The 17,426-nt window shown below is 68.0% G+C and carries 13 protein-coding genes and 1 tRNA gene; 11 read left to right on the plus strand and 3 right to left on the minus strand.

Annotation, left to right across the window (positions count from 1 at the left end; translation table 11 throughout):
• Positions 1 to 361: 361 nt before the first annotated feature.
• Entirely contained in the window at positions 362 to 1,429 is a 1,068-nt protein-coding gene (locus OEB96_RS33230; RefSeq protein WP_266220856.1) for a hypothetical protein, read from the plus strand.
• A gap of 104 nt (positions 1,430 to 1,533) precedes the next feature.
• Entirely contained in the window at positions 1,534 to 3,675 is a 2,142-nt protein-coding gene (locus OEB96_RS33235; RefSeq protein ID WP_266220857.1) for a cell envelope integrity protein TolA, read from the plus strand.
• A gap of 5 nt (positions 3,676 to 3,680) precedes the next feature.
• Here OEB96_RS33235 and OEB96_RS33240 read toward each other — a convergent pair whose 3' ends face one another.
• Positions 3,681 to 4,652, minus strand: coding sequence for a peptidylprolyl isomerase (locus OEB96_RS33240; RefSeq protein ID WP_266220858.1), 972 nt, complete (start codon positions 4,650 to 4,652; stop codon positions 3,681 to 3,683).
• An 87-nt stretch (positions 4,653 to 4,739) separates the two neighbouring features.
• Positions 4,740 to 5,426 carry a peptidylprolyl isomerase gene (locus OEB96_RS33245; RefSeq protein ID WP_266220859.1) on the minus strand — a complete coding sequence of 229 codons (687 nt, stop codon included), beginning with the start codon at positions 5,424 to 5,426 and terminating at the stop codon, positions 4,740 to 4,742.
• A 113-nt stretch (positions 5,427 to 5,539) separates the two neighbouring features.
• On the opposite strand from OEB96_RS33245, the gene OEB96_RS33250 reads away from it, so the two are divergent.
• Complete coding sequence (locus tag OEB96_RS33250; protein ID WP_266220860.1) at positions 5,540 to 6,202, plus strand: hypothetical protein; 663 nt, start codon at positions 5,540 to 5,542, stop codon at positions 6,200 to 6,202.
• 122 nt (positions 6,203 to 6,324) lie between these two features.
• Positions 6,325 to 6,398: transfer RNA gene (locus tag OEB96_RS33255), tRNA-Ile, on the plus strand.
• Positions 6,399 to 6,677: 279 nt separating this feature from the next.
• Here OEB96_RS33255 and OEB96_RS33260 read toward each other — a convergent pair.
• Complete coding sequence (locus OEB96_RS33260) at positions 6,678 to 7,550, minus strand: AlbA family DNA-binding domain-containing protein (RefSeq protein ID WP_266220861.1); 873 nt, start codon at positions 7,548 to 7,550, stop codon at positions 6,678 to 6,680.
• Between the two features lie 909 nt (positions 7,551 to 8,459).
• Here OEB96_RS33260 and OEB96_RS33265 point away from each other — a divergent pair.
• The 7 genes from OEB96_RS33265 (at position 8,460) to OEB96_RS33295 (ending at position 17,409) form a co-directional block, all read left to right on the plus strand.
• Complete coding sequence (locus tag OEB96_RS33265) at positions 8,460 to 10,766, plus strand: phage tail sheath family protein (protein ID WP_266220862.1); 2,307 nt, start codon at positions 8,460 to 8,462, stop codon at positions 10,764 to 10,766.
• Between the two features lie 33 nt (positions 10,767 to 10,799).
• Entirely contained in the window at positions 10,800 to 11,306 is a 507-nt protein-coding gene (locus OEB96_RS33270) for a phage tail protein (protein ID WP_266220863.1), read from the plus strand.
• 39 nt (positions 11,307 to 11,345) lie between these two features.
• On the plus strand, positions 11,346 to 12,113 hold the full coding sequence (locus OEB96_RS33275) for a hypothetical protein (RefSeq protein ID WP_266220864.1): 768 nt from the start codon (positions 11,346 to 11,348) through the stop codon (positions 12,111 to 12,113).
• An 874-nt stretch (positions 12,114 to 12,987) separates the two neighbouring features.
• On the plus strand, positions 12,988 to 14,388 hold the full coding sequence (locus tag OEB96_RS33280; RefSeq protein WP_266220865.1) for a DUF4255 domain-containing protein: 1,401 nt from the start codon (positions 12,988 to 12,990) through the stop codon (positions 14,386 to 14,388).
• Positions 14,385 to 16,430: an ATP-binding protein gene (locus OEB96_RS33285; protein WP_266220866.1), complete on the plus strand. Its 2,046-nt coding sequence runs from the start codon at positions 14,385 to 14,387 to the stop codon at positions 16,428 to 16,430. The genes OEB96_RS33280 and OEB96_RS33285 overlap by 4 nt, the downstream gene beginning before the upstream one ends.
• On the plus strand, positions 16,427 to 16,714 hold the full coding sequence (locus OEB96_RS33290) for a hypothetical protein (protein ID WP_266220867.1): 288 nt from the start codon (positions 16,427 to 16,429) through the stop codon (positions 16,712 to 16,714). Before OEB96_RS33285 ends, OEB96_RS33290 begins: the two co-directional genes overlap by 4 nt.
• A complete protein-coding gene (locus tag OEB96_RS33295; RefSeq protein ID WP_266220868.1) occupies positions 16,711 to 17,409 on the plus strand; it encodes a hypothetical protein in 699 nt (232 codons plus the stop codon). Before OEB96_RS33290 ends, OEB96_RS33295 begins: the two co-directional genes overlap by 4 nt.
• Positions 17,410 to 17,426 lie beyond the last annotated feature (17 nt).

A 17,426-nucleotide genomic window follows, 5' to 3' on the forward strand; every position in this document is an offset into this window, starting at 1 on the left:
CTGTTCATGCCCCCCGCAGCCGGTTGCGGGCGGGCAGACACCGAGCTTGCCCCCCAGAGGGGGGCATGGTCGAGGGCGACCGGGCGGCGTACCGTGCTCGCCCCGCAGCCGGTTGCGGGCGGGCAGACACCGAGCTTGCCCCCCAGAGGGGGGCATGGTCGAGGGCGACCGGGCGGCGTACCGTGCTCGCCCCGCAGCCGTTGCGGGCGGGCAGACGCCGAGCTTGCCCCCCAGAGGGGGGCATGGTCGAGGGCGATCGGGCGGCGTACCGTGCTCGCCCCGCAGCCGTTGCGGGCGGGCAGACACCGAGCTTGTCCCGTTCGTCTTCGGCCTGGCTGGAGAGTCGTGGCAGACTGGGCCCATGAGAGGGTCGCTTCCCTTGGTTTGTGCCGTGCTGGTGCTCTCGATCGAGGGCATCGCCCATGCGTGCTCGGGGTGCCCGGAGCCCGGGATCGCGCCGGAGCTGCCGCAGGTGCCCGTCAACGCGCTGGGGGTGCTGTGGGGCCCATATCCGTCGATGGAGCGAGGGGATCCGGTGCTCACCGATCTCGACACCATGCTGACGATTCCGCTCGAGACGTTCGAGATCGGTCCCGACGTGTATCTCCATCCGGCCCAGCCGGTCGAGATCGGGCATGCCTACCACTTCGCGACGCCGGGCAAGTGCATGCCGATGGGTCCCGAGCACGTGCTCGTCGCGGGCGACCCCATCGAGGTGCCGGAGGTCCCCCTCGGCACGCTGGCTGCCACGGCGCCGGTTCTCGGCTCGGTCTCCAGGCCCGCCGACATCTCCTGCTCGGAGTCGGTCGACGCCATGGTGGTGGACGTCACGCTGGCGCTCGACCCCGCGCTCGAGCCGCTGGCCGATCTGCTGATGTACGAGACCTACGTCGATGGCATGCGCTGGCGCCCCATCACCGGCTACTTCTCGGAGCCCGCCCCGGGAGAGAGCTGGGTGGGTCGCGGCGAGGATCGGATCTACGCGATCTGCATCGATGGCGAGGGAGGCTCGCCCACCCCGCGGGTGGTGCAGATGCGGGCACGCATCGCCGGGTTCCCCGAGGTGACGTTCGACTCGGACGAGCTCGAGATCGTGCTCGACTGCCAGTCGGACGCAGGATCGAGCAGCGGAGCGGACGGGTCCGGAGGAGAGACCGGCGAAGGGTCGGGCGGCGGGTCGGTCGGGGAGCCGACCAGCGCCGCCGACGATGCCACGGCAGCGAGTACGAGCGTGGGGAGCGGAGCCGGCACGGACGGCACCCAAGGCTCGAGCGGAGGCGACGGCGGGCTCTCCGAGCCCGGAAGCTGTGCGTGCCGCAGCGGATCGGGCGGGGCTGGTGGCATGGGGCTCTTGGGGCTCTTGCTGCTGGGACGGTTTCGCCGTCGCTCGATGGAGCGAATGGCGCCGTCGCGGGCGCCAGCGCCGTGAGGAAGGCCCCTTGGGGCGCGTGAGGCGTTCGCTGGGGCGTGCGTGTCACGAGCGGTGAGCCCGAGCCAATGGTGAGGCGGGACGGCCTCGGCTACCCTTCCCAGGTGTCGTCGCGCCGTCGCCGCTCGCTCCTCGTGCTCGCGCTGTGCGGGCTCGGGTCGGTGGTGATCAACGTGGCGGCCTTCCGCGGAATCGGCGTGTTGATGGAGGCCGAGATTCCGCCCGCCGCGGAGGAGGTCACGTATCTCGATCTGAAGACCGACCTGCCCGACGAGCCGCCCAAGCCGCCCGAGATCGAGCCCGCGCCAAAGCTACCCAACGAGCCGCTCGAGCAGCCGCCACCCCCCAAGCCCAAGCCCAAGAAGCCCAAGCCGGAGCCGGAGCCCGAGCCGAAGGAGGAGCCCAAGCCGGAGCCCGAGCCCGAGCCCGAGCCGGAACCCGAGCCCGAGCCGGAACCCGAGCCCGAGCCGATCGACTTCGTGCTCGACCAGCTCAAGATGGTCGAGCAGCCCGACGAGCTCGACGAGCAGGATGCACCCCAGGACGTCGACTACCTGTCGAACATCAATCGCGACGTGATCGAGCAGATGCGGGCTGCGGTGACCAACCTCGTGCAGGACGCGACGAAGATCGAGGCCAAGCAGCTCGAGAAGAGCGAGGAGAAGGAGCAGGGAACGGCCAACGAGGATGTGATCGCCCAGGCGGAGCAGCTCGAGAGCAAGCTGGCTCGCGAGGCGCCGAACGTCACGCCCTCGCCCGAGAACCAGCGGCCCAACCAACAAGACCCCAGGCAAGAGAGCCTGCTGGCCATGCGGGACCTGCCGCATCGCGATCACCAGATGGCCCAGGAAGCCTACGAGGCGCTGGCCAACGAGGCGGCCGACGGGGCGCTACGGCGCGAGCAGAAGGAGCAGTCGAGCATCGCGCCACAGGAGCAGCAGGCGCGCATCGACCGGACCGATCCCCGCTATCGCTTCAAGCTCAGCCACAAGGATCTCGATGCGGTGTTCGGCAAGACCGTCGACGCCCAAAAGCGCATGGAGGCGCGAGCGCAGAGCAAGAAGAAGGGCGTGTGGGACGACGCGCAGGCGGCCTGGCAGAACCCGCTGGAGAACATGGTGCCCGAGGTGCAGGTGGGCAACCAGACGGCGCTGCGCTCTCGCAAGCACCCGTTTGCTCGCTACGTCGCGCAGATGCACCGCAAGATCCACGAGGCCTGGGCGTGGGGCTTCCTCGAGCAGCTCGACACGCGTGGCCGCAAGCACGCGCTCAACGACTACGAGCTGTGGACCCGCGTCGAGATCGTGCTCGATGGGGACGGGCGCATCGACAAGGTCATCACCGTGCGTTACTCGGGCAACACCGCCTTCGATGCCGCCGCGCGCGAGGTGGTGCACGCCGCTGGTCCGTTCCCCGACCCTCCGTCCGAGATCCGAAGCGGCAACGGCAAGATATACCTCCACTGGGCCTTCCATCGCGACGAGCGGGCGTGCGGGACGTTCGGTGCCCAGCCGTTCATCCTCGACAACGCGGGGATCGGCGATCGGCCCGATCCCAACGTGAAGGTGCGACCGGGGCAGGGCGGCGAGCGACTGGCACGACACCGGCCCACGGCGCCCGCCGGGAAGGAGCGTCGACCCGCGCCCGACGTGCCGGCCGGGCCCGAGCTTCCGGTCACCGGCGGTGGTGGGGCGATTCCCCCGGGGGCGCTGCCGGGTCCGGGGAAGGGTGGCGGTGGCTCGGGCTCGGGTGGCTCGGGCTCGGGTGGCGGCGGTGCCGGTGGTGGTGACGAGCGCAAGGTGATCGTCGTCGAGCCGCACGACGGGCACGAGCACGAGCACGAGGACGAAGCGCTGCAGGGGACGCCCGAGGACCTGGCTCAGGACCCGCAAGCCCGCGTCGCCGCGCGCGAGTGGGTCAAGCTCCTGCACGAGGGCAAGACCGACAAGCTGGTCGCGCGCTCGAGCCTGCCGTTCTACTCGGGCGAGGCCATCGTGGCGCGCACGCGGGACGAACTCAAGGGGATCCTCGGGACGATGGTCGAGGAGGCCAAGGGGACCGGCAAGCCCAAGGCTGCCCAAGTCTACACCGCATCGGGTCTACGCAAGGCGTTCGGAAGCGTGCCCGCGGGCGTGCAGGAGGGCGAGGCACGGATCTACGGCCTGACCAAGATCGGCGGCGAGTTCCTGGTGCTGATGCTCGAGAAGAAGTTCGGCCGCTGGCGCGTGGTGGGCATCGCTCGCTGAGCGGGCTACTTGCGAAGGATCTTCACCGCGTCGATCTTGATCTGCTCGTAGGGGCGGTCGCCCGCTCGGTGATCGACCTTGACGTTGCTGATCTCGATGGGGACCGAGGCATCGGCACACTTGCCGAACACCGCGTGCTTGCCGTCGAGGTGCTTGGTGTCGCGTACGGTGATGAAGAACTGGGTGCTGCCGGTGTTGGGCTTGGAGCGATTGGCCATCGAGAGCACGCCGGCGCTGTCGTGCACGAGCTTCTTGACGAATTCGTCGGCGAGCACGTAGCCGGGGTTGCCGCGGCCGCTGTTGCTGTCGTCGCCGGTCTGGATCATGAAGTTCTTGATCACCCGATGGAAGATGTTGCCGTCGTAGTAGCGCTTGGTGACCCAGGCGTTGCGCTTCTTGTCCCAGGTCGGTCGCGTGCCGCGGGCCAGTCCCACGAAGTTGGCCACGGTCAGCGGCACGTCGTCCTCGTAGAGCTCGCATTCGAACGAGCCCATGGTGGTCTCGAACGCGGCCATGAGCTTGCCCTTGCTCTTGTCGGCGAGGTCGGGGTCGCCGGCGAACGCCTGCTCGAGCGTGAACGTGCCGCCGGTCGGGTCGCCCGACGCGGCCGCGAATTCCTTCAGCTGCTCGGGGGTCATGCCCTCGGGCGGGAGCATCCCCGCCTTGGGCATCTGCGGCGTCTTGGCGGCGACCACGGTCACGGGGTTGGTGTCTTCGGGCGAGGCCTCCTTCGCGTCGGCGGCCTTCGAGTCGGCGGCCTTGGCATCGCTGGCCTTGGCATCGCCGGCCTTGGCATCACTGGCCTTGGCATCGCTGGCCTTCGAGTCGGCGGCCTTGGCGTCGGCGGCCTTCGAGTCGCTGGCCGAAGCACTCGGCGCGGGCTTGGTGGACGAGTCGCAGCCGGCGAGGGTCGAGGTCGACCACAGGACCAGCGAACCGAGCACGAGGGGGCGCAGGACGGGATGGGCAGCGTTCATGGGCCTCCGGGTGGGCCCGCATGGGGCCCAGCGGAGGGTCGGTTTACCCGATGCCCGGGCGTTTGACCACCCCGGTGGGGTCAGCCGTCATCGTCGGGTGATGTCGACGCGGAGCAGCGTGGGCGTCCGTCCTCGTAGGACGCGGCGCTCGAGCGAGCGCACGACGGACTCGTCGTCGCACTGGCCGAAGATGGTGTGGGCGCCCTCGAGGTGGGGGGTGGGGCCGGTGGTGATGAACAGCTCCACCGAGCCGCTGTGGGGGGCGCCGATGTTGGCCATGGCCAGCACGCCGCCGCGATCGAACGAGTCGCCGTAGGACAGCTCGTCTTGCAGGTGGAAGCCGCCGTCGTCCGTCTGGCCGCGCCGACCGGTCTGCACGAATTGGCCCTCCTTCGCGCGGTGCCACGGCAGATCGACGTAGTAGGGCTCGGTGTGCCAGGTGCCGTCCTCGGCGAGGAACGGTCGCAGGCCACGGGCCAGGCCGACGAAGTTGGCCACGGTCAGGGGAGCGTGCACGAGGTCGAGGGTGCAGTCGATCTCGCCGTCGTCGGTGACGAGCTCGGCGTGGAGGGTGCCCTCGGCTGGCAGGCCGGCGAGCGCGTCTTCGAGGGGGAAGCGGCCGGCGAAGGGATCGCCGAGGGCCTCGTTCCGTGCGACCAGCTCGGGGATCGGCGGTGGCAGGCTCGGTGGAGCGCCCGCGCCCGCGCAGCCCACGACCGCACCGGCGAGCAAGGCCACGCGAAGACGAGGCAGCGGGGCCATGTGAAGGCGCACGGGTGGAGCATAGCGCGGTCGTTCCCGAGGCCATCTCTCGAGGCCGTCCCGTGCCCATCTCGGTCCTTCCGTGGTGGGAGGCCCGGCCGGATCGACGTGCTAGTCTCCCGGCGGTGCCCGTCCAAGCACGCTTCGTCCCGTGGATGCTCGCGGCGCTGTCGATGGCGTTCGTGCCGAGTTGCAAGAACCGCAGCAACACGGGAGAGCTGACGCCGCCCGATGGTGCGGTGGCGTGGGATTCCCGCTACGTCGACGTGTTCGACGACGACTACACCCGCGCGCCGATCCACCTCGACGGGCGTGCGCCCAACGACGTTCGCGATCAGCGGCTGTTCGCGGCTCGGCTGGGCGAGGCCAATCTCGTGGCCGAGGTGAAGGTGCAGCAGGTCTGGGGCGAGGGTCGCTACCAGGGGCGCAAGGAGCAGTACCTGGAGATCGAGCTCCAGCAGGTCATGATGGGCGAGCTGGTCAAGGGCACGGCCGAGCGGCAGCTGCTGCTGGTCGAGGCCGACGATCCCTTGCCCGGCGCGCTGCAGGGGCAGACGCTGCTGCTGTTCCTGCGCTGGGCCCCTGGCGAGGCGCCGCCGTATCACCACCACTTGATGCCCACCGACGCCGAGGCCATGGCCTACATTGCCGCGCTCATCGAGCACGCCAAGGCCGAGGGGGTGCTCGACGCCGAGGGCGTCCCGGTCGACGCGGGCGGCGGCAAGAGGGGACGACGCAAGGGCAAGAAGGCCAAGGGCAAGAAGGCGAGGAAGGGCGACGCGGGGTAGGAACCGGGCGGAGCCCTCGCGTGGTTATGCGCGCCGAATGCGCGAGGCACGGACCACCGCAAGATTTCGCGGGTGCCTTCCCTTGACGTACCCCCCTCGACCGGCTACATACCCCGTCCCTCGGGCGTGTAGCTCAGTTGGTTAGAGCGCTGCCCTGATAAGGCAGAGGTCGGAGGTTCAAGTCCTCCCACGCCCACTTCGTAAGGCCCCGAATTCGGGGCTTTTGTGTTTAAGGGACTGGCCGTTGGACCACGGTTGGACCAGCGTGGGTCCACGGTGGGTCCAACCGTTGGACCACGGTAGGGGCCGGCGGACTGGGCGGATGCCGCACCGCGGACGGGAGTCGGAGTGGAGGCGGCTCAAAGGGTCGCCGCGAACGGTGACCACTACCCCGAGCTCGGCGTGGGCTGACGTCGGCACGATATGGGCGGAGATTCGCCCGGAAGCCGGCCATGGTTTCCGCAGCCGGCCGAGGTCAACCCGGAACCCTCACCGCCGGCAAGGTCTCGCTCTCTTTGATTCCGAACGGAACCGACACCATCATGACCGTCGGCACGAGCTCGAGATCCGAAAGCGCGGGATAACTGGAGGGGGTCGCAAGGCTGTGCGCGCCCTCGCGGGTCAAGTCGACGTAGAACTGCGGGATGCTCCCTGGGGTGAGCACTTGCTGGATCCTTGCTTCGCTGATCGGAGGAAGCGTCTGGTTGCTGGACCGAGCTGGATTCGAATGCAACCGCCAAACGAGGCTCAGCGAGACGATCCTCAAGGCACACGTGCCAACGTTCCTGAGATTGAGCGTCAATCGCACGTAGGGTGGCGTGGGTCGCTGGTTTTGCGCCTGCTGGTCATCCCAGTGATGATGGTGCTCGTAGCTGATGTCGACCAACGGTCTGCGGTTCGCCTCCTGCTGTGCCAGCGTCAGCTCGGCCAGCCGCTCGTCGAGGCCGTGATCTTCCTTGTGCCACTCCACGTACACGTTCGGTGGCACGACCTCGGTCCGGGATCCTTCACGGTAGAACCCAACGTAGCGCCTGAGAATGGGATTGCCCTTGCCGTTGCTGCCTTGGTCCTTGAGCGGGAAGAATGGCCGGCGTCCGTCTCCCAGGACTCGTACGACCCCGAACGATCTCCCCTCATCTTGGTGGATCGAGTACGAGAACTCGGGCACGCGGTTCAGATATCCCGCGACCCAATCATGCACGTCCGCGTCGTCGGGATGCCGGTCGGGCTCGACTCCAACCGGGACCCCCGTGCGATCATCTCCCTCTCGCACCCCGATGAGCACATGCCCGACTTGGCCACGACTCAGGCTGTTGGCGATCGCCATGATCGCTCGCACGAGCTTCACCCTCTCGATGTGCTGCTCCTTGTAGTCGAGGTGGCGGTGCTCTCCACGGGCGAGCAGGGTACGAAATTCCATCGGGTCCATGGGGCGTTCTCCTGCGTCGCTCTCGTGCTCGCCGGAGACTACCTGCTTACACGGAGGGGCGGGGCGTCCCTTCTCGTCGATCGGGCTTGCGATGTCGGCCTCGATGGGGTCTCTTCGCCGGCCGCTGCCGTTGCGGTCCTGGACGCCGTACGTCCCACGGCGAGCAGGTGCCACCGTCACGGGCCGGGCACGTACGGCGCGATGCGCCATTCGCTGCGGCGACCATCTTGGGCGACGTCGAATGGTGTCACGGGCACGTCGAAGCCTGGATCGCGAGGATGTGCCCGACAGGACCCGGCGATGGCGCCTGGATATCCGCGGTCGCCACTCCGTCAGGGGCTACGCTTGCCCGTGGCTGCGATCCCAGGAAGTACGACCACGCGAGAGAAGCTCGAAGAGTTGCTCATCGGTGGCCTGGCAAGCGGGGAGCCGCGCTCCGTGACGGGCGAGGCTTGGCAACTGCATAAGCGCGCTCGCAGGAATGGAGATCCGCAGGAGTGGCTGAGGACAGGGATGACGGGTACAGGCCCTGACGTGGCACTGGTGAATCTCCAACGGAACATGATTACCGTGGCAACCCGCATCGGTGATAGGCGTCGGCCCCTGCGCTCGAGCGGCATCGGCAGCACCAGTTTCTGGGGGAGGAGGGTCCTGCCCCTGCTACCGAGGTATCACGCCACCAAAGTTGCACTGCAGTGGCACGCGCCCGTGGTGATAGCGTGATGCCGCGACCGCTACATAGCCAAGTCTCGTAGTTCGACGCGTTCGGTGCGTAGTTCGACGCGATTGGCAGCACGTCGTCGATTTCCCGAGACGCGAGAGAGGCCCATGGTCCAGGTCAGCTACCCAGGTGTCTACGCAGTGGAAGTCCCCTCGGGGGTTCGATCGATCAGTGGAGTCTCCACGTCGATCGCGGTCTTCGTGGGGATGACGAAGCGGGGGCGGGTGTTCGAGCCCCGGCGGGTGCTCGGCTTCAAGGGCTACGAAGACGTCTACTCGGCCGACACGTCGCTGGGCGAGACGACCGATCAGGTTCGGCAGTTCTTCCTCAACGGCGGCGAGGAAGCGATCATCGTCCGCGTTGCCCACGGAGCGCAATCGTCGACGCTGCCCCTGACCAACGAGGCCGGAGCAACGGTCATGACGGTCTCGGCGCGGGACGAAGGCGATCAAGGCCGAGAGCTCCGCGTCCGCGTCGACTACGACACAGCCAGTCCCGAGCGAACGTTCAACCTCACGGTCTTTCGCGAGACCTTCGATGCGGCGGGGCTACCGGTCGTCGAGCAGACCGAGGTGTTCACGGAGCTGGGTATCGATCCGGTCGGGCCGCGCTACGTGCAGACGATCGTCAATCAGCAGTCACAGCTAGCGACGGTGGCGGTCGACACGACGGCCGTGAACGCGGCGGCCACGATGGCGGCCTACTCGGCGTCGGCGCGGCTGTTCGTCAACGCGGCGGCGGCCGAGGCAGCCATCGTGAGCGCGATAGGATCCGGGAGCGCGGGAGCATTCACGGTCCGCGTGGGCTCCTCGCCGATCGTAACGGTCCAGCTCGATCCCGCCGGGCTCGATCTCAACGCGGTTCAGACGGCCATCAACACCCGCTTGGCCGGGCACACGCCGATCACCGTCGCGGTTTCCCACCCCACTCCAAATGGTCCGCTCCGATTTACCGCGAGCGCGGCGGGGCATGACGTGCTCCTGGGGCCGGCATCTACGCTCGACATCGCACGGACCCTCGGCCTCGGCACGGAGCAGGGAGGCATCGAGGTGGGCAGCCATGCGGCCGCTCGGCCCGCGGCGTCGGGCCTGGTGTCGCGCCTGCACGGCGCCGCGGCGGGTGACTTGGTGGCGCTGCTCAACTTTGGTACCGCGACCAAGGCCGACCTCGACGCGGTGGGCGTGACCGTGGACCACCCGTTCACGGTACCGACGGCGTCGATCGGCTACCCGAGCTCCACCGGGACCATGACAGCGGGCACGCGCAGCGCGACGCCATCGCTGGCCAATGTGCAAGAGAACCTCGAGGCCATCGCCGCGGCGCTCAGCGCTGCGAGCTCGGATTGGACCGCGACCGTTCACGGCCACCGACTGGTGCTGCGGGCTGTCTACGGAACCGCAAGCGCAGGGACGGGAGCCGGGTTCACGTCGTCGGATCCCAGCCTCACCGCCGCAAACCAGATCTATGCGTCGGTCACGGGAGGGCCGTCGGCGGGGTCCCTCACGGGGGGTACCGATGGATCGGCACCCGAACTGGCCGACTACGCGACGGCGTACGACCGGATCGATCAGGAGGTCGATCTGTTCAACCTGTTGGTGCTGCCCCACAGCGCCGCGGACACCGCGGTGCCGTCGACTCGCTCGACGCTGTGGGGTCCGGCGAGCTCCTTCTGCGTGTCTCGGCGCGCGGTCCTGCTCGTCGATCCCGAGCCGGTCCAGGCGACGACGGACGCCATGCTCAACGAGATCAAGAACCTCCGGGTGGGCGTGGCCAAGGACCACGCGGCGGTGTACTGGCCGCGGGTCACGATCTCGTCGGGCGGGGTGCGCAAGAACGTCGACGCCAGCGGCTCGATTTCGGGGCTCATGGCCCGGATCGACGGCAGCCGGGGGGTCTGGAAGGCTCCGGCCGGCCTCGAGGGCGACCTGCGAGGGGTCCTCGGGGTCGAGACGGCGCTCTCGGACAAACAGAACGGCCTGCTCAACCCGCAGGCGATCAACGTGCTGCGGAGTTTCCCCAACGGAATCGTTAGCTGGGGGGCCCGCACGATGGACGGGTTCGACAACTCGGGCAACAACGACTACCGCTACCTCCCGCCGCGGCGACTGGCGCTGTTCATCGAGGAGAGCTTGGTCCGGGGTCTGCGCTTCGCAGTGTTCGAGCCCAACGACGAACCACTGTGGGCCCAGATTCGACTGGCCGCGGGCGCGTTCATGAATGGCCTGTTCCGGCGAGGGGCGTTCGCGGGCAAGACGGCAAGCACCGCCTATGCGGTAAAGGCCGACTCCGAAACCACCACGCAGGCGGACATCGACCGAGGGATCGTCAATGTTCTGATCCTGTTCGCACCGGTAAAGCCCGCGGAGTTCATCGTGATCCGGCTGCAGCAGAAGGCCGGGCAGGTCCAGGTCTAGGCCACGGCCACGGCGGAGAGTCGAGGAACGCACATGGCGAAGTTCAGCAAGAACGTGGAACGCATTGATCCCTACCGGAACTTTCGGTTTCGATTATTCTTCGAGGGACGACAGGAAGCCGTGGCGGGGGTCTCCAAGGTCAGCCCGCTCAAGCGGACGACGGAGGTCGTCAGCCATCGTGACGGGGGCGATCTGAGCACACCCCGCCTCTCGATGGGATCGACGAAGTACGAGCCCATCACGTTCGAGCGAGGAGTGACGTTCGACCCGGACTTCGAGGAGTGGGCGAACCTCGTCTACAACACCGAGGGTGACGCGGCCGTGTCGCTCAAGGGGGCCCGACGAAACCTCATCCTCTACGTGCTCAATCTACAAGGCGTTCCCGTTCGCGGTTACCGGATCTTTCGAGCCTGGGTATCGGAGTACACCGCGATCTCGGAGCTCGACGCCAACGCCAACGCGATGCTGTTCGAATCTGCGGTAGTGCAGTGCGAGGGGTGGGAGCGCGACAAGGACATCAAAGAGGCCATGGAGACCTAACGGTGCCGGATGGACGTACGCATCGAAAATGCGGCCGGCGTGCGTTGGGTACGCCTGCGGCCGACCACGGGGATCGACGAGTTGCTCGATCTCGACGGGGCCTTGGGCACGGCCCGACTGGTCGACGGACTGTTGTGCGACGGGCCCGGTTTCCTGGCGGGTAGGGGACAGGTCGACCGGCTGGCGCTGTGGGAATTCGATCTGGTCGTCGCCGCGATCTACCGCGAGCTGTTCGGAGAGCAGATCGAGTGCTCGGCTCCTTGCGAGTCCTGTGGAGAGGGCATCGGGATCGCCTTCTCGCTGGACGATCTAGTGACGGAGCAGCACCACCTCGATGCGGACGATGCCGAGATCCTCGAGTGCATCGACGGACCGGACGATGGAGGCGTGATCACGCTCCGACCCGACATTCGCTTCCGGTTGCCCACGGTGGGCGATGTCACGGAGGCGACGAGAAGCCGTGATCCTGGGGGGGTCCTCCTGCGACGTTGTGTGCTCGATGACGCAGGAGCGTACGCGGAAGCGGTGGACCGAGCGATGGCTTTGCTGGGGCCGAGACTCGCGACTGAGCTCGACGACACTCCTTGTCCGACTTGCGGGTACGTACAGCAGGTGAGCTTCGACCTCGAGTCGTTCACTCGCCGAGCCATCGAGCGCGAACGGTCGCTGGTGGTTCGCGAGGTGCATCTGCTGGCGCGCACCTATCACTGGAGTCGCGCCGAGATCCTCGAGATGCCGCGGGTTCAGCGTCAATGGCACGTGGGCCTGATCCTCGGCGAAGCGGCGGCGAGGAGGGCCCACGCGTGAAGTACCTCGCTCGTGCGTTGGGGGGAGCATCGGGGGCGATCAGGCCGATTACCCCCAGCCGATCGCCGCTAGCGGAGGCGGACCAGCGCCTCCACCTCGACGGAGTTGCGGCCGCCTACGAGGTCGGCGCTGGGATGAGCCAAGACGCAGCGGCGGAGTCATTGGTCGAGATCGACCACGGGGCGCCGGGCTTGGGCTCGCTGGATGCGAGCAGGGGGACGTCCGGAGCACGTCGGGCGAGCGAGCCCACGATGCCTAGAACACCGTCGCGCTCGCCTGTACGGACGTCCCGTGCCGAGGTCGTACCCGATCGGAGGGGCGTGCCGTTGCGCGTGAGAGGTCCCGTGGTCGTACCGGGAGCTGCAGCCGCAAGCCCGAGCATTACCTCGCCGGAGGATTCGAGACCCGGCGTTACCACCACGACGACGCGAGCGGTCCCGCCCGACTACCCTCCGCGACTCGCCTCCGACCTCATGTCGTCCGGAGTTCCGCGGCCGTCCTTGGAATCGAGTGCCAGCAAACCGGAGGCCTCCGCATCCTCGGCGGGCTCGGAGCCATCTCTCGACCGAGCGCTGGCACAGGTCGCGGCCTGGCTCAAGCGCCCAGGTACGGCGGCGCGGCCCGCCCAGCCCATCGAGCGTGACCCCTCGCGCCTATCAGGATCTCCGCCCTCGGTGGTAGCCGGTCGTTCGTCCGCGCCGGATCCCGAACTCGCATCGGTAACCGCTCAAGCGGCGCCGCGGCTGGAGATCGGCACCATCGAGGTAGAGCTGGTTTCTCCCGCTCCCCGTCCGGTCCGCGCGCGATCCGAGTCCCGCCGTGCCGAGTCGCCGGGGTCGCCGTCCAGACCATTTGGATGGAGGCAGAGCTAGCCGTGGCCATCACCGACATCTCGGCCGTGACGAGCGCGATCACGACGCTCATCGGTGATGCGATTACGGTTCGCGACGCTCCGGCGGAGGACTTCGAGGTAAGCGCGGCACCGCCCGAGGATGACACGGTGACGGGCCCGAACGTCATCTCCGTGCACCTGTTCCACATCGCCGAGGACTCCCATCGCAAGAACTTGCTACCCACCCGATTCGGAGGCGGGGGACGGGTGGAGTACTCGCCGATGGGATTGGTGCTCAACTACGTCGTCACGGCTCGGAACACGACGGGCACCGACGGTGGCGCGCGGGCGCTCGCCGAGCAGCGTTGGTTGGGGCTAGTAGCTCGAACGCTTCACGACTTTCCGACGATCGACGACTCGACACAATTCCCGCCGAGGGTCCCCGTGCTGCAAACGGCGGGCCTGTCGGGCGACGACAACGTCGTGCAGCTCATCCTCCGCCCCGTGGGGATCGATGACGCGATCAACTTCTGGAGCGCGGAGCAGGACCTCACGGCGCGGCCGTCCTTGTTCTATGAGGCGAGGGTGGTGTTGCTCGCCACACCCCAACCCCCACGCGTGCCAGGGATCGTGTTCTCGCTGGGGGCCTACATGTTCCCAGGAGGACCTCCGCAACTGCTGGCCATACGCAATGTGGTGGGCTTCGCCCCACCCGCGGGTACGGCCGTGCTCGATCCCGCCGATCCGTTCGTGCGCGTGCCCGCCAACCCGGCTCGCGCGTCGCTGTTCGCTGCGGCCCCGCCCGCGACGGTCGATCCGGGCAATGCCCACGTCGTGCTCGAGGGTCGATCGTTCGTGGACGAGCGGGTTCTGCTGGCCCTACACGGGCCTTCGATGATCGACGCGGGACCCTATGCCGAGCAGGGTTTCCGGCTCGAGGTCACGCGCCCCGCCGACAACCCTGCCTGGGCGTTGTTGCTCGAGGATGGACGCATCGAGCTCGACCTGAGCGGCTCGGCCCAGGACGACCAGGCACGAACGGTGACCCTCTATCCGGGGATCTACCGTGTCCAGGTGATCACCGCACGCTCCGTCGCCGCCGACGTCACCGGGAGGTACATCGAGCACTCGAGCAACTCCTCGTTGTTCATGGTGGCCCCGCAGATCTCGTCCGTGACCAACGGCGCGGGCCCCCCCAACGCGCGGTCCGTGACCATCACGCTGGTCGGCACCTACCTACGCGCAGAGCTAGAGGTCGAGGTGGCGGTGGGCGGGCGGGTCTTCACCCGCGTGACCGGGGCCCCGTCGGCCGGAACCTTCGACTTCTCGGCGGGGACGGGAACAATCTCGCTGGTCGTGGACACGACGCTGCACACCGGGCCAATTCCCGTTCGGCTGCAGATCAACGGGGCCGAGGCGACCCCTGCATGGGTGGAGCCATGATGGTCGGAGCAACCGTCGAGGCACCGGTCGTGGACCCGATCTCCGCTGCGGTGACCCGGGTCCGCCTGCTCGCGCGACGACGGGTGCGCTGGCTAGCCACTATCGGACCGCAGGAAAGCGAGGACTCGGTGGCCTCGGCCGAGCTGTGCCGGGCGCTGCTGGATCTCGACGATCCGTCGGCCGAGCAGCGTTTCTACGAGCAGGACCCTCAGGCGCGATCCTTGGGCCAGCAAGCGCGGTGTATGGCCGAGCTCGCGCTCGACCGTTCCGGGGTGCTCGGGGACCTCGTTGCATCGCTGGCACTGGACGAAGCCGAGGCCGACCTCCTCCAGGTCTGCGTTGCGCTCGAGATCGATCCCTCGCTGGGGGCGGTCTATGCGTTCCTCGCGGGGGATCCAGAGCAGCGCTGGGTCACCGAGCCGCTGGCGGCTCGCCTGTGCGGGTACGGTCGACGCTCGCTGTGGAGTCCCGTGGGTGGGCTCGCCCAGTGGGAGGTGCTCGTCGCAGGTCCTGCTGCTGCCGGGGAGTCTCCGCCGCTACGTGTCGATCCTTTCATGCTCGGCTTCCTTCGCAACCGGGTCGAGCTCGACGCCTCGCTGTTGCGATGTGCGACACGGGTCGACCCGCGCCCTCCGCTGCGACAATGGCCGGTCGGAGCTCTGGCCGGGCGAGTACGGGCGGCGCTGGAACGCGGTGCGCCCAGCCGGATCGTCTTGGAGGGGCCGCGCTCCTCGGGGCGTCGAACCTTGGCGGCCTGCATCGGAGCCCAACTGGGCATGTCTGTGCTCACGATCGACACCGACGCGGTGCCGGAGGCCGAGCTGGCGCGGATCCATCGTCGGGGCCATCGGCAAGCGCTGTTGCACCGCATGGCGTTGCTGTGGCACGGCTCGCGTGTCGCTCACGTTCGGGGGGATGGGCTCGCCCGGCTTCCGCTCGAGATATTCGTGATCGATTCAGGGGCGGATATCACGGCGGGCCGAGGGTGGCACGAGCAGCGGTTTCGCATGCCGCCGCTATCGTCCGAGGACCGCTTGGCGCTGTGGTCGACGTTGGTTCCTGCATTCGCATCGTGGGACGAGTTGCACAAGCGGCACGTCTCCGAGCGCTACTGCCTGCAAGTGGGGGAGATCGAGTACGCGGCGGCGCAAGGCGTCAGTGAGCCCCGGGAGGCCGAGCAAGTCGCTCGCGAGGTCACGCGTGGTCGGCTGGGGGAGCTGGGGACTCTGCTCGAGTGCCCGTTCGTGCGCCGTGATCTCCACCTGCCCGATCGACTCGAGCGTCAGCTCGACGAGCTGTTGTTCGAGGCCCGTGAGCGTGTGCGCTTCTGGGAGAACGAGGTCGCGCGCAGGATGTTCCCTCGGGGCACGGGACTGGTTGCGTTGCTCTCGGGGGCTCCCGGTACGGGCAAGACCATGACGGCGCAAGTGCTCGCACGCGAGCTCGGGCTGGATCTTTTCCGCATCGATCTGGCGTCGACGGTGAGCAAGTACATCGGTGAGACCGCCAAGAACCTGCGCCGGTTGTTCGTCCGAGCCGCGGAGATGAACGCCGTGCTGCTGTTCGACGAGGCCGACGCCCTATTCAGCAAGCGGACTGACGTCCGGGACTCCCACGATCGGCACGCCAATGCAGACACCAACTACCTGCTGCAGCTAGTCGAGGACTACCCGGGCATCGCGATCCTGGCCACCAACCGCCGCCAGAACATGGACGATGCCTTCGTCCGGCGGGTCCGCTACCTGCTGTACTTCCCGCGGCCCGAGGCGGCGCAGCGGCGATCGATCTGGGCGCAACTGGTGGGCAGCCTCGGTGGACCGGATGCGGTGGAGGCGATTGGGGCCGATCTCGACGCGCTGGCCGATGCCACCGAGGCCACGGGCGCCCAAATCAAGAACGCAGTGCTCGCGGCTGCGTTCTTCTCGCGCGAGGAGAGGCGGCCGATCCAGATGGCGCACCTAATGCGGGGTCTGGAGCGCGAGCTCGGCAACCAGGGGCGAACTTTGCCCCCGGGGTTCTCCACGAGGGAGCGTTCGGCATGAACGACGACGACGCACCGTACACTCCTGCCGACCCGTCGCGAACGGTCCGCATCGAGCGGCTTCGCCTGCGCGTGACGACGTCGAGCCGTGTCGCCGGGCGACACCTGGCCCAGGCCGTGGCAGCCCAGCTCACGGAGCGTGCGGACGGGCTGGAGGGACGGCCCAATGAGGTTGTTCGCGTGCGCATGCCGATCGGTCCCACGGTGGGGCGGGCCGTCGCTCCGACCATCGCCGAGCGCATCATGGCCACGTCCCGCGAGGGTGAAGGGAGGAAAGGACGATGACCGACGGTGGACACCTACGCAGTCCGTTGCTTGTTCGGGGCGCGCTGGTGCAGCTCACCGAAGGGCTCATCGGAGTTGTGCCCAACATCATCCCCTTTCAGTACAACCCCCAGTCGCTCAGTCGCACCCTGACTCCGTGGAATCCCTTCGAGGTCGACCAGAGCGGGAGAGGACAGCTCGCCCCCACGGCACAACCCTTCGATCCAGAGGAGACGATCTCGATGACGATCGAGCTCGACGCCGCGGACCGCCTCGGAGATGGTGACCCCCTCGCGCAGGTCTTGGGAGTGGCGGATCGCATCGCTGCGATCGAGAAGCTGCTGATGCCCACCTCGGGGTTGCTGGGCGACCTCGCGGGAGCGGCTGCCGATCTTGCCGGCGTACCCCAACCCCCCAAGCGCCAGACCGTCTCGATCGTCCTGCTGTTCTGGGGCGCGGGAAGAATCCTGCCCGTGCGGGTGAGCAGCTACTCGATCGAGGAGACCGAGTTCCTTCCCACGCTCCAGCCGCTGATGGCGACCATCTCGCTGGAACTCAAGGTCCTCACGCCGGACGTGTTCAAGTGCGAGTCGTCCCCGGTCAACGAGCTAGCGATCGCGGCGTATCGCTACTTCCGCCTTCAGCAGGACGCCCTCGCGGTGTCGCACGTGGCCCGAGCCGCCGCTGATGCCCTGCTGCCCGCGTGGCCGTTCTGACCTTGCCCAGGAGCCCT

It is taken from the genome of Paraliomyxa miuraensis, assembly GCF_026337845.1.
Classification (GTDB): domain Bacteria; phylum Myxococcota_A; class Polyangia; order Nannocystales; family Nannocystaceae; genus Paraliomyxa; species Paraliomyxa miuraensis.